Origin of the sequence: Streptococcus sp. ZY19097 (genome assembly GCF_040731245.1) — a bacterium.
GTDB classification, from domain to species: Bacteria; Bacillota; Bacilli; order Lactobacillales; family Streptococcaceae; genus Streptococcus; species Streptococcus orisratti.
On sequence record NZ_CP160400.1, the window covers coordinates 2362700 to 2376537 of the forward strand.

The 13838-nt window shown below is 42.0% G+C and carries 7 protein-coding genes; 1 reads left to right on the plus strand and 6 read right to left on the minus strand.

Features of this window, described 5'->3' with window-relative positions; genetic code table 11:
• Positions 1-80: 80 nt before the first annotated feature.
• The 3 genes from rpoC to pbp1b all read right to left on the minus strand — a co-directional run bounded on the left by rpoC (position 81) and on the right by pbp1b (position 10031).
• Positions 81-3737, minus strand: coding sequence for a DNA-directed RNA polymerase subunit beta' (rpoC, locus tag ABZ559_RS11790; protein ID WP_367006542.1), 3657 nt, complete (start codon positions 3735-3737; stop codon positions 81-83).
• 145 nt (positions 3738-3882) lie between these two features.
• Complete coding sequence (locus ABZ559_RS11795) at positions 3883-7476, minus strand: DNA-directed RNA polymerase subunit beta (RefSeq protein WP_367006543.1); 3594 nt, start codon at positions 7474-7476, stop codon at positions 3883-3885.
• A 257-nt stretch (positions 7477-7733) separates the two neighbouring features.
• Entirely contained in the window at positions 7734-10031 is a 2298-nt protein-coding gene (pbp1b, locus tag ABZ559_RS11800; RefSeq protein WP_367006545.1) for a penicillin-binding protein PBP1B, read from the minus strand.
• Positions 10032-10137: 106 nt separating this feature from the next.
• Between pbp1b and tyrS the strand changes: the two genes are divergently transcribed.
• Positions 10138-11397, plus strand: coding sequence for a tyrosine--tRNA ligase (tyrS, locus tag ABZ559_RS11805; protein WP_367006546.1), 1260 nt, complete (start codon positions 10138-10140; stop codon positions 11395-11397).
• A 600-nt stretch (positions 11398-11997) separates the two neighbouring features.
• Here the strand turns inward: tyrS and ABZ559_RS11810 are convergent.
• The 3 genes from ABZ559_RS11810 to ABZ559_RS11820 all read right to left on the minus strand — a co-directional run bounded on the left by ABZ559_RS11810 (position 11998) and on the right by ABZ559_RS11820 (position 13829).
• A complete protein-coding gene (locus tag ABZ559_RS11810) occupies positions 11998-12429 on the minus strand; it encodes a DUF1492 domain-containing protein (protein WP_367006548.1) in 432 nt (143 codons plus the stop codon).
• A 442-nt stretch (positions 12430-12871) separates the two neighbouring features.
• A complete protein-coding gene (locus tag ABZ559_RS11815) occupies positions 12872-13375 on the minus strand; it encodes a hypothetical protein (RefSeq protein WP_367006549.1) in 504 nt (167 codons plus the stop codon).
• Between the two features lie 52 nt (positions 13376-13427).
• Positions 13428-13829, minus strand: coding sequence for a hypothetical protein (locus tag ABZ559_RS11820; RefSeq protein ID WP_367006551.1), 402 nt, complete (start codon positions 13827-13829; stop codon positions 13428-13430).
• Between the last annotated feature and the right edge of the window lie 9 nt (positions 13830-13838).

The window sequence follows — 13838 nt, forward strand, 5'->3', positions numbered from 1 at the left end:
AAATATTTTTAATCCTGTGATATCTTCAATTATTAGTTATGACAAAAAGCCTGAGATAACTCTCAGACTTTTTTACGTTATTAGTCAGCTTCGGTAGCTTGTACTTCTTCGGAAGTTTCTTCTGCTACTGGTGTGTTTTCTTCTGTACCATCAAGTGGATCATTGATTGCTTGTGGTTCAAGGTTACGGTAACGTGCCATACCTGTACCAGCTGGGATAATCTTACCGATGATAACATTTTCTTTAAGACCAAGAAGATGATCCTTCTTACCACGGATAGCCGCATCTGTCAGAACTCGAGTTGTTTCTTGGAAGGAAGCCGCTGACAAGAATGAATTAGTTTCAAGAGAGGCCTTAGTAATACCCATAAGGACTGGACGTGATGTTGCAGGAATACCACCAGCGATGACGATATCCTTGTTGGCATCAGTGAAATCGGTGATGTCCATAAGAGTCCCTGGAAGAAGATCGGTATCACCTGGATCCATAACTCGGACTTTACGAAGCATTTGACGAACCATAACTTCGACGTGCTTGTCACCGATTTCTACCCCTTGGCTACGATAAACTTTTTGAACTTCAGCAAGGAGGTAAGTTTCAACTGACAAAGTGTCACGCACTTCAAGGAGACGTTTCGGTTGAATAGAACCTTCAGTCAATGGCGCACCGCGATGAACTTCATCCCCAACTTGTACTTTCATACGTGCAGTAAATGGAACTACGTATTCACCTGTACCAGTTTTACCTTCTACGAAAACCTTCTTGGTACGAGTTGTAGCATCTTCTTCTATTTCGATAACTGTTCCCTTGACTTCAGTGATAACAGCTTCCCCTTTAGGATTACGAGCTTCAAAAATCTCTTGAATACGAGGAAGACCTTGTGTAATGTCGGTATTTGAGGCTACACCACCCGTGTGGAAGGTACGCATGGTCAACTGTGTACCAGGCTCACCGATAGATTGAGCAGCAATCGTTCCAACTGCTTCACCAACTTCAACAGCATCTCCAGTAGCAAGATTAATACCATAACAGTGACGACAAACACCATGACGGGTATTACATGTGAAGACAGATCGGATAGTCACTTCTTCTACCCCGGCTTTGACAATTTCAGCAGCCATATCCTCCGTAATCAAGGTATCAGGACCAACGATAACCTCACCAGTTTCTGGGTGTTTAACAGATTTCTTAGTGTAACGCCCAATAAGACGTTCTTCAAGAGTTTCGGTTACTTCTTTACCATCTGTAATAGCTGTGATGACAAGACCACGGTCGGTTCCACAGTCATCTTCACGAATGATAACATCTTGAGCCACGTCAACCAGACGACGGGTCAAGTAACCTGAGTCGGCAGTCTTCAAAGCGGTATCCGTCATACCTTTACGCGCACCGTGAGTTGAGAAGAACATTTCCAAAACGCTCAAACCTTCACGGAAGTTAGACAAGATAGGCAGTTCCATGATACGTCCATTAGGAGCAGCCATCAAACCACGCATACCGGCAAGCTGTGAGAAGTTTGAGATGTTACCACGCGCTCCAGAGTCCATCATCATAACGATTGGGTTCTTAGGATCTTGTGTTTCAATCAGACGTTTTTCAAGTTCTTCCTTAGCTTCACGCCATGTTGTTGTTACAGCAACGTAACGATCGTCGTCTGTCATCAAACCACGACGGAAGGCTTTGTTGATTTGCTCAACTTTCTCGTGAGCCGCTTCAATAATCTCTGCTTTGTTATCAATGACTGGAATATCGGCGATCCCTACAGTCAAACCAGCAAGTGTTGAATGGTAGTACCCAAGGTCTTTCAAGCGGTCAAGGAAAGCTGATGTTTCAGTTGTACGGAAACGTTTAAAGGTTTCAGCAATGATATTACCAAGATTTTTCTTCTTGAATGGGATATTAATATCCAAACTATCAATAACGGTTTGAATATCTTGTCCTGGTGCCAAGAAGTATTTATCCGGTGTTTTTTCAGTCAAGTTAGCATTATTTGGCTCTTGGAGATATGGTAGGTCATCTGGCATGATATCGTTGAAGAGAATCTTACCAACAGTTGTGACCATAATTTTATGACGTTGTTCATCTGTCCATGGTTTGTTTGGCATGCTGTCAACGGCAATACCAACACGTGAATGCAAGTGAACGTATCCATTGCGGTAAGCCATAACAGCTTCATCACGGTCTTTGAAAATCATACCTTCACCTTCACGTCCAGCATCTTCCATAGTTAAGTAGTAGTTACCAAGAACCATGTCCTGCGATGGGGTTACGACTGGCTTACCATCTTTAGGATTAAGGATGTGTTCGGCAGCGAGCATCAAAAGACGTGCTTCAGCTTGCGCTTCTTCAGAAAGTGGCACGTGGATGGCCATTTGGTCTCCGTCAAAGTCGGCATTGTAGGCTTCACAGACAAGTGGGTGAAGACGAAGCGCCTTACCATCAATCAAAACAGGTTCAAAGGCTTGGATACCCAAACGGTGAAGAGTCGGTGCTCGGTTAAGAAGAACTGGGTGTTCTTTGATGACTTCTTCCAGAATATCCCAGATACGTTCGTCTCCACGTTCAACCATACGTTTAGCTGCTTTGACATTACCAGCAAAATCACGTGCAACGATTTCGCGCATCACAAATGGTTTAAAGAGTTCAATTGCCATCTCACGTGGCACACCACATTGATACATTTTCAATGTTGGGCCAACGGCAATAACGGAACGGCCTGAGAAGTCAACACGTTTCCCGAGCAAGTTTTGACGGAAACGTCCTTGTTTACCTTTCAGCATGTGACTGAGCGATTTAAGCGGACGACTACCTGGTCCTGTGATAGGACGGCCACGACGACCGTTATCAATTAAAGCATCTACTGCTTCTTGAAGCATCCGTTTTTCATTTTGCACGATGATACCTGGGGCATTCAATTCAAGCAAGCGCGCCAAACGGTTGTTACGGTTGATAACACGGCGGTAAAGGTCATTCAAGTCAGAGGCGGCGAAACGTCCACCGTCCAATTGAACCATTGGACGAAGATCTGGTGGGATGACTGGCAAGATGTTCAGAACCATCCATTCTGGTTTGTTACCAGATTTGTAAAAGGCATCCAGCACATCCAAACGACGAACAGCTTTCACACGTTTTTGACCAGTTGCAGATTTTAATTCCTCTTTAAGCTCTGCGATTTCAGCTTCAAGATCCACACGTTTGAGCAAGTCTTGAATAGCTTCTGCACCCATTTTAGCCACAAATGAACCGTAACCATATTCTTGTAATTTTTCACGGTATTCGCGCTCTGTCAAGAGAGATTTTGGCTCAAGCGGTGTGTCCATTGGGTCGATAACCACGTAAGCTGCGAAGTAAATAACTTCTTCAAGGGCACGTGGGCTCATATCAAGGGTAAGTCCCATACGCGATGGGATACCTTTGAAGTACCAAATGTGCGATACTGGCGCTTTCAATTCAATGTGACCCATGCGTTCACGACGAACTTTAGCACGAGTTACTTCAACCCCACAACGGTCACAAACAATCCCTTTGTAACGGATACGTTTATATTTGCCGCAGGCGCATTCCCAGTCTTTTGTCGGACCAAAAATGACTTCGTCAAAGAGTCCTTCACGTTCTGGTTTGAGCGTACGATAGTTGATTGTTTCAGGTTTTTTAACTTCACCATAAGACCAAGAACGGACTTTGCTTGGTGAGGCTAATGTGATTTGCATACTTTTAAAACGATTTACGTCAACCACTAGTTTTACCTTTCTTTGATTTAGCAATAGCATTCCACAAGGAACGCGCTCTTTTTATCTTTCCAACTTAGGAACAGATACTCTCAAGGCAAACCGCATTTGTTAGTGTTTGCCTTGCTTTCAGAGCTCTTATCTTTACTTTGTCTTAGTCTTCTTCGACAACTTCAGCTGCTGTTTCAGCAGCGGCAGCCACCGCTGCTGCACGTTCCTCTTCTTCTTGTTTTTGGCGGGCTTTTTCAAGTTCCTCGACGTGCATCACGTCATCATCTTCACCCTCATCAAGATCACGAAGTTCAACTTCTTGATCATCTTCATCAAGGACACGCATATCAAGTCCAAGGGATTGCAACTCTTTCACAAGAACGCGGAAGGATTCTGGCACTCCTGGTTTTGGAATTGGTTTTCCTTTGGTAATCGCTTCATAAGCTTTCAAACGACCATTAACATCATCTGATTTGTAAGTCAAGATTTCTTGAAGAACGTTTGAAGCACCGTAAGCTTCCAAAGCCCACACTTCCATTTCACCAAAACGTTGTCCACCAAATTGTGCTTTACCACCAAGTGGCTGTTGGGTAACCAGTGAGTAAGGACCAACAGAACGCGCATGAAGTTTATCATCAACCATGTGGTGAAGTTTGATCATGTACATGACCCCAACGGATACACGGTTATCAAATGGTTCACCGGTACGACCATCATAAAGGACTGTCTTAGCATCTGAGTCCATACCAGCTTCTTGAACGGTTGACCAAAGGTCATCTGAAGTTGCTCCGTCAAAGACTGGCGTCGCAATGTGGATACCCAAGTTACGCGCAGCCATACCAAGGTGGAGCTCCATAACTTGTCCGATATTCATACGAGATGGCACCCCAAGTGGGTTCAGCATGATATCAACTGGTGTCCCGTCTGGAAGGTAAGGCATGTCCTCAACAGGAACGATACGAGAAACAACCCCTTTGTTTCCGTGACGACCGGCCATTTTATCTCCGACCTTAATCTTACGTTTTTGGGCAATGTACACACGAACAAGCATGTTAACACCCGATTGCAATTCATCACCATTAGCACGTGTAAAGATCTTCACATCACGAACGATACCATCACCACCGTGAGGTACGCGGAGCGATGTATCACGCACTTCACGTGACTTGTCACCAAAGATGGCATGCAAGAGACGTTCTTCCGCAGAAAGGTCTTTTTCACCCTTAGGTGTTACCTTACCAACAAGGATATCGCCTTCTTTAACTTCAGCACCAATACGGATGATACCCATTTCATCAAGATCTTTAAGGGCTTCCTCACCAACGTTTGGAATTTCACGGGTGATTTCTTCAGGGCCAAGCTTTGTATCACGTGTTTCTGATTCGAATTCTTCCAAATGGACAGATGTGTAAACATCCTCTTTAACAAGACGCTCAGACATGATAACGGCATCCTCAAAGTTGTAACCTTCCCATGTCATGTAAGCGACAATTGGATTTTGACCGAGAGCCATTTCACCATTTTCCATAGAAGGCCCATCAGCAATGAAATCACCTTTTTCAACAAGGTCTCCAACCTTAACCAAAGTACGTTGGTTATAGGCAGTTCCTGAGTTTGAGCGACGGAATTTTGTGATGTGGTAAACATCTAGTGAGCCATCTTCGCGGCGAACTTCAACTTTTTCTGCATCTGAGAATACAACACGTCCATCGTGTTGGGCGATAACCGCAGCACCTGAGTCATGAGCAGCTTGATATTCCATACCTGTACCGACATAAGGCGCATGTGGATCAATCAATGGAACAGCCTGACGTTGCATGTTGGCACCCATAAGGGCACGGTTGGAGTCGTCATTTTCCAAGAACGGAATACATGCAGTTGCTACCGCAACTACCTGTTTAGGTGATACGTCCACATAATCAACAATACTTGCAGGAAATTCTTGGTTATTCCCTTGATGACGTCCCATGACAATTTCGTTAGCGAATTTGCCATCTTCAGTTAATGGTGAATTTGCTTGAGCCACAGTGTACTCATCTTCTTCATCAGCTGTTAACCAAACAATCTCATTTGTGACAACACCTGTTGCACGGTCAACCTTACGGTATGGTGTTTGGATGAATCCATACTTGTTCAAATGACCATAAGAAGACAAGTTGTTAATCAAACCGATATTAGGTCCTTCAGGGGTTTCGATAGGACACATACGACCATAGTGAGTGTAGTGAACGTCACGCACTTCGTAACCAGCGCGATCGCGGGTCAAACCGCCAGGTCCCAAGGCTGACAAACGACGTTTGTGAGACAACTCAGAAAGTGGGTTGTGCTGGTCCATGAACTGTGACAACTGAGATGAACCAAAGAATTCTTTAACCGCTGCTGTCACTGGACGAATGTTAATAATACCTGTTGGTGTCAATACTTCATTATCTTGAACTGACATACGTTCACGAACATTACGTTCCATACGGGCAAGACCAATACGGAACTGGTTTGCAAGCAATTCACCAACGGCACGAATACGACGGTTTCCAAGGTGGTCAATGTCGTCAACCTTACCAATTCCTTCGGCCAAATTGAGGAAATAAGACATCTCAGCCAAAATATCAGCTGGAGTAAGCGCACGCACCTTGTCGTGTGGGTTAGCATTACCAACGATTGTAACAACGCGATCTGGATCCGTTGGAGCCACAACCTTAAATTTTTGAAGAACAAGAGGTTCTGTTACAACTGCATAATCATTTGGTGTGTAAACAAATTTGTTAAGGTCTCCGTCAATGTAGTCAGCGATGGAATCAATCACATCACGAGTCATGACCGTACCAGCTTCAACAAGGATTTCACCGGTCTCTCCATCAACTAAATTTTCTGCAATCGTTTGGTTCAAAAGACGCGTTTTAAGATTAAGTTTCTTGTTAATTTTATAACGACCAACAGCTGCTAAATCATAACGTTTTGGATCAAAGAAACGAGCTATCAACAAGCTGCGTGAACTGTCAGCCGTTTTGGGTTCACCTGGACGAAGGCGTTCGTAAATTTCTTTGAGTGCTTCATCCGTACGTGAATCTGCAGGATTTTTGTGAATATCTTTTTCGATAGTATTGCGAACCAATTCGCTCTCTCCAAAAATATCCAAAATCTCATCATCTCCAGAGAAGCCTAGAGCACGAACTAGAGTTGTAAATGGGATTTTACGCGTACGGTCAATACGTGTATAGGCGATGTCTTTTGAATCAGATTCTAATTCTAACCATGCCCCGCGGTTAGGGATAACCGTTGAACCATATCCAATCTTACCGTTTTTATCCACTTTATCATTAAAGTAAACACCTGGAGAACGCACCAACTGAGAAACAATGATACGTTCACCACCATTGATGATGAAAGTTCCCATTTCAGTCATGATTGGAAAATCACCAAAGAATACTTCCTGAGTTTTGATTTCTCCAGTTTCTTTGTTTACTAAACGGAAAGTGACAAAGATTGGCGCAGAGTATGAAGCATCATGGATTCGTGCTTCTTCTAAAGTGTACTTAGGCTCCTTTAGTTCATAACCAACAAACTCCAATTCCATAGTATCTGTAAAGTTAGTGATTGGAAGTACATCTTCAAAAACTTCTTTTAAACCATTATCCAAGAAGTCCTTGAAAGAGTCTGTTTGAATTTCAATCAAATTTGGTAAATCAAGAACTTCTTTAATTCTTGAAAAGCTACGACGGGTACGATGTTTCCCGTATTGAACGTCATGTCCTGCCAAAATATTAACTCCTTCTATGTGTTTGGACTTGCTAAGCAAGTCAAGCAACAAAAATCGCTCGTCTATGTGTGAATTTTTAGAAACTTTAAATATAAGTTACATTTCTTATGTTTCCTAAAAATAGGCACAAAAAGAGCAGCTAAATCGGACTTTAAAGTTTGATTTAACTGCTGTAAACCTTGGTTGGACAATATTTCAACCAAAGAAGACGACAAATATCTAAGATATTATACCTTATTTTTCTCAAAAAAGCAAATTTATTTCTTATTACCTAAACTTGACCAAGCCTTAGCATAATCGCTATCCGTACCTCCGATAGCAAATTTATAGGTCATGGTGCCTGGACCGCCCTGAGCCCAGTAACTAACGGTTGTTTCACCTCCAACAGTTATACTACGACCATTAACTGTCACGGTTCCTGCCTGTAATCCAGTCGATTTCAAAACTGTTGCCTTGATGACGCTAGAATCCAAACTGAACTTGTCAGAATTTCCAAAAATATTTGGAGAAGCTTGATCAATAGCATTGACGAGATTAGCCATGTAATTGGCGTTATTATTGTAACCCGTTAAAGCGGCCATTGAATGGTTGTCATCATGTCCGGCCCAGCCCCCCAAAGTTACCTTAGGAGTAGCCAACATCAGCCAAACGTCTGACGTTGAGTTGGTGGTCCCTGTTTTACCAATCCAATCCGCATTTGCCAAACTAGCATTCAAACCTGCTAGACGTGATTTAAAGGTTGTCGTTTTGCCAGAACTAATTGGGCCTCTCAAAAGGTCTTGTAAAATAGTGGCGGTTGCCTTAGAGAAAACACGAACAGGTTTAGACTCGTGTTGATAGACAACAGTTCCATCACCAGCGGTGATTTTTTCTATAAGATACTGTTCTTGATAGTTTCCGTTATTTGCTACCATCTGGTAAGCATTAGTCTGAGTAGCAACAGAAACTTCAACACCACCTCCCAATGGCAAACTTTCAATATTGTAATTGTCAATATTATAGCCCATCTTATTCATGTAATCTTCAACATCAACACCTTGATTCAGCAACTTTTGATACGTCCAATAGGCTGGAATATTCCAAGAAACATTCAGCGCTTCCTGAAGGTTAATCATTCCTGTACCTTCTTCGTCTCCGTGCATGATTTTTTCACCACTTGAGAAGGTCGTCGGGTAATTGGACAAGACACTGGCACTCCCCATTATTCCCTGATCAATTGCTATTCCGTAAGGCAAGATTGGTTTAATACTTGACCCTGGTGAGCGTTTGGTATCAAAAGCGTGATTATTCTGATTACTAAGGTAATCCCTACCTCCGATAAAACCAAGAACTGCACCTGTAGCGTTATCCATTAGAACATTCCCCATCTGAACAGTTCCTGTTCCATCATCTAGTAAAGCACCAAACTGAGCAGCAGCGGATTGCATTGCATCATTAACAGCTCTATCAATCGTGGAAGTTACCGTGTAGCCACCTTGCTGTAATTCGCTCAAAGCACGCTTTTTATAGCTTTCTTTGGTTGCATCATTTTTCAAATCTTGTTCTGAAACTTGATCGCGTTGAATCAAGTAGTCATACATAACATCCTGAGCAGCCGATAATACCGTATAGTAGAGAAAATCGTGGGAAGTGGTTGAAGCGGCTTCTGGCTGTTTAAAATCTTGAACAACATTATAAGACTTATATTCCTCATACTCCGCCTTTGTTAAATAGCCTGCGCGGTACATATTGTAGAGTACATCCTTCTGACGTTTCAGACCATAAGCCATATCTTCCTCAGATTTCAATTGACCATCTGACATGTACGGAGAATAAACAATTGGACTTTGTGGCAGTCCTGCCAAGAAAGCAGCTTGAGGAACTGTTAAATCCTTGGCTCTCACTCCAAAAATTCCCTGCGCTGCCTCTTCAATCCCTGCAATATTTTGTCCCTTATTATTACGCCCAAATGGCGAAACATTAAGGTAGTCTGTCAAAATCTCATCCTTGCTCATATAACGTTCTAAGGCCAATGCGTAGATAATCTCCTTAGATTTACGTTTAAAGGTAGGATCATCTCCCAGAACTTGCTGTTTCAGCAATTGCTGTGTCAAAGTCGAACCACCACTTGATTCTCCAAACCCGAGCACTGAAGCTAACGTAGCACGAAAAACTGCCTTGGGAACCACTCCTTTGTGATGCTCAAAATTTTCATCTTCTGTGGCAATAATAGCATGTTTGATATTATCAGAAATATCTGTGCTCGCAACAGGTGTCCTCAACAAATCTGAATCTATTTGTCCGATGGCAGAACCATCAGAGTAAGCCAACTGAGAAATACGAGTCAGAGAACTCACTTGACTAACCAAGCTGTCTTTACTCGGTACTTTGACCGTATCAATTTGACTTGCCAGATAGCCAAAGGCCATACCTGTTCCCAACATCACAAAGAGCAAAATGATGACATAAGCAAAATCAATCATCAGCTTCAGAGTCCGTAAAAAAACGGCTCCAACGTCCAATACCGTCAAAGTATGCTTTTCGCTTTTTTTCTTATTTTTCTTTCCTTTGAACATTAAAATACCTCACCTCTCATTATACCAAATTTTCAACAAGCTTGCATAGTAGCACTGATTTTTGATATAATAGCCTGTAAATCAATAAAGATAAAGGAGAAAGCTCATGAATATTTTCGAAGAACTCAAAGCACGTGGCTTGGTCTTTCAAACGACTGATGAAGAAGCCCTAGTAAAAGCATTAACAGAAGGGCAAGTATCCTATTATTCTGGCTACGACCCAACTGCCGACAGCCTGCATTTGGGGCATTTGGTACCAATCCTCGTCTGCCGTCACTTGCAATTAGCAGGGCACAAACCTTACGCTCTAGTTGGTGGAGCTACTGGTCTGATCGGTGATCCCTCTTTCAAAGACGCAGAGCGCAGCCTTCAAACCAAAGAAACGGTAGAGGGATGGGTTACTAAAATCCAAGGTCAACTCTCTCGTTTCCTTGATTTTGAAAATGGTGACAATAAAGCCGAAATGGTTAACAACTACGACTGGTTTGGAACTATTAGCTTTATCGACTTCTTACGCGATGTCGGAAAATACTTTACCGTTAACTACATGATGAGTAAAGACTCTGTCAAAAAACGTATCGAGACAGGAATTTCTTACACCGAATTCGCCTACCAAATCATGCAAGGCTATGATTTTTACGAACTCAACCGTACTCATAATGTTACCCTTCAAATCGGTGGTTCTGACCAATGGGGCAACATGACAGCAGGTACTGAATTGCTTCGCCGTAAAGCAGATAAAACAGGACATGTCATGACTGTTCCACTCATCACAGACTCAACTGGAAAGAAATTTGGTAAATCAGAAGGTAACGCCGTTTGGTTAGATTCCGACAAGACGTCACCATATGAAATGTACCAGTTCTGGCTCAATGTCATGGACGATGATGCTGTCCGTTTCTTGAAAATCTTTACCTTCCTATCCCTTGATGAGATTGCAGAGATTGAGGAACAATTTAACGCTGCCCGTCATGAACGTTTAGCCCAAAAAATCTTGGCCAAAGAAGTTGTGACACTTGTACACGGTGAGGATGCTTATAAGCAAGCTCTCAACATTACAGAGCAACTATTTGCAGGAAATATCAAAAACCTCTCTGCTAAGGAACTTAAACAAGGTCTTAGCAACGTGCCAAACTACGCCGTACAAGCTGACGATAACCTTAATATCGTCGACATCTTAGTGACTGCTGGCATTAGTCCATCTAAGCGCCAAGCTCGAGAAGATGTCCAAAACGGTGCCATCTACATCAATGGAGAACGTGTACAAGATCTAGATTATAGCCTTTCTGATAGTGACAAGATTGACAACGAATTAACGGTTATCCGCCGTGGGAAGAAAAAATATTCTGTATTGAAATTTGATTAACGTTAGAGGGTATTATACCCCCTAAAACCTTGATTTTACTAGGTTTTTGAAAAATCGTATTTCTTTAGATTTCCTTATATTTCCCTCAAAGGTGAACATAAAGGTGAACAAATTTTACATAGAAAAAAGGTTATCAAATCAACGTTTGACAACCTAAAAAAATCTCAAAAGTCCACAAATTTTAATGAGTTCAGCAGGCAAGAACTAGCGTAGTCATCAGCTACGCTTTTTTTGATTGCTGGTAAGTGTATTATACCATGTTTTTACAAAATCGCTTGCTGTTCGCATTATACACTCTTTGAAACTAGCCAAAACGTAACGCTTTTTGTTAGGATTAACCCCATTTTGTTAGGATTGTGTTACCATTTGGGGAACTTACAACCCTCTAAAAACTTAATAATACCAATGGTTTTAGCTGTTTTTACCCCCTTTAGAATTTTTGGCGTGAGAAAAAATGTACAATGACGGCGTGAAGGTCGGACGTGTACCCATGGTAGGTTAGTACCCCCGCATTCACAAAGGCCTCTAGCTCCGTTTCTAAAGGCCTAATTATTCCCTGGTTTATTTATCGGACAAGCTCAAACACGCACTAAAACAAGGTTAATTTTCTTTCTCTGCATGAGTTAACAAGCTAACTAATTCGGCTTGTCCTTGTCTCAAATATCTAAAAAATGTCGTCTTACTTATTCCCATTATCTCACTAGCTTCAATATCTAACTTATGTTGAACATAGTAAAGGTTTAAGGCTAAGCGATATTTCGGGATCTCTAGCTTGTCAATTATGCTGACAAGCTCCAGGCGGTCCTGGGTTAGTCTGTCAATTCTACTTGTTATATCTTCCTTAAGTGTTAGCTGGGCAACTAACTGATTTTCCGTACTGTTTACCCTGCTAGTCTGTACCCTGGCCTGCGTTAGTGTTGTCTGCTTGAATAGTCCAGTTTCCAAGTATTGAAGCTCCAGGTAAAGCTGACTGATCTCTTTGTCAATCCACCTAATACCCTCTAGCCTCTGCTTTAACTCCTCTATGGTCATTGTTGCCCCTCCTATGGTAAAATAAGCTTGTTGAAACTTCTTACCCTGCGTGTGTCTCGTGGGGCTTTTTTATGCCTAAAATTCTGTAACTGTATGCGCGTTTTCTCGGGGTTCGCTCGTGGTTCAATCACGCGCCACCGTGTCTGAAACACTATCTCTTTTAGACTGCCAAAAAATGCCGAATACCTCCCCTGAAACACCTTTTTTTACTTATCCAACCTAGCCTAAACCTAATTATTTCATTCCTCTAACTTTAAGAATTATATAGCGTTCGGATATTCGTCGTTTTGAAAAATCAAAAAACGTTCCATATTTTTGCACCCTTTTAACCCTGTGAATGCTTGATAGTACTAGCTTTTTAGCTCCCAACCGTTCCGTCATTATTTGTTTTGTAAAGCGAACATTTGTAGTATTTGTTCGTTTTGGAAATTGCCAAAATACTTCACCTAGATAATCCTCTCAGCCAATAGCTATCCCCTTTTCTAACATAGTTCAAAAACCTTTGATAATGTTTATAATATCTATCACGCTTCATTCTCTTTGGACGACTAGGAAAACCATCAAACACATATCCGCCACGTTCAGGGGTCCACCCTGGTTGGACCTTCCTAGCCTCCCTTAGTGCACGTTCCCAATAATACTGACAATCTGTCTTACTGCGGTTTAGTGTCTGTTTATGGATCTGCTGACACGTCCCACAACTAAAATACAGATACCGCTTATATAGTTTCCTGCAACGCCTACCACAATCAGGGCAAAGAAAAAAATACCTATAACCGCCTTTTGTCCCTGGTATTCTGGCCAATTCAAAGCTCTCTCTACCCATAACAATAAAAAGGTTATCTAAGTCAATGGTCAAGGGATAATCATCTAATTCAGCCTTACCTTGGGTTATCCCTTTCTTTTTCATAGCTCTGGTAAATGTCTCTATACACAATACTTCCATCCAAAAAATACCTCTATACTGTAAAAGCCCAAAACTATTGGTTTAAGTGCCATTATTCTTCATTTTCAGAAATCAATGCCCGTAATTCCTCTACAGTTAAATCTTCAAATGGATTGTGAGGCGATACAGACACATTGCCATCATGTTCTAGTTTTGTCTTGGTTTTAAATTCATCATCTTTCCGCTCTAAGTACCATTTGGAAATAGCCACGTCTCCACCCTCTATGGCGTTAGATATGTTCAACTTTGCGCGTGTTTTCAGTCGTTGCTTCAGTAGCTCTTTTCGGTCAGAAAACTGTGGATTTTTCTTGCAATAATCGTATAGTGTCGGCTTCGAGATATTCGCATATAAGCAGGCTTCCTCATCACTTAGCCCCCTCAGAAAAGCCTCTTCCAGTTTCTTAATTGTTCCCTGTGTCATTTTCGTAGGTCTGCCACCTTTATTTTTAGCCATGCTGCTATT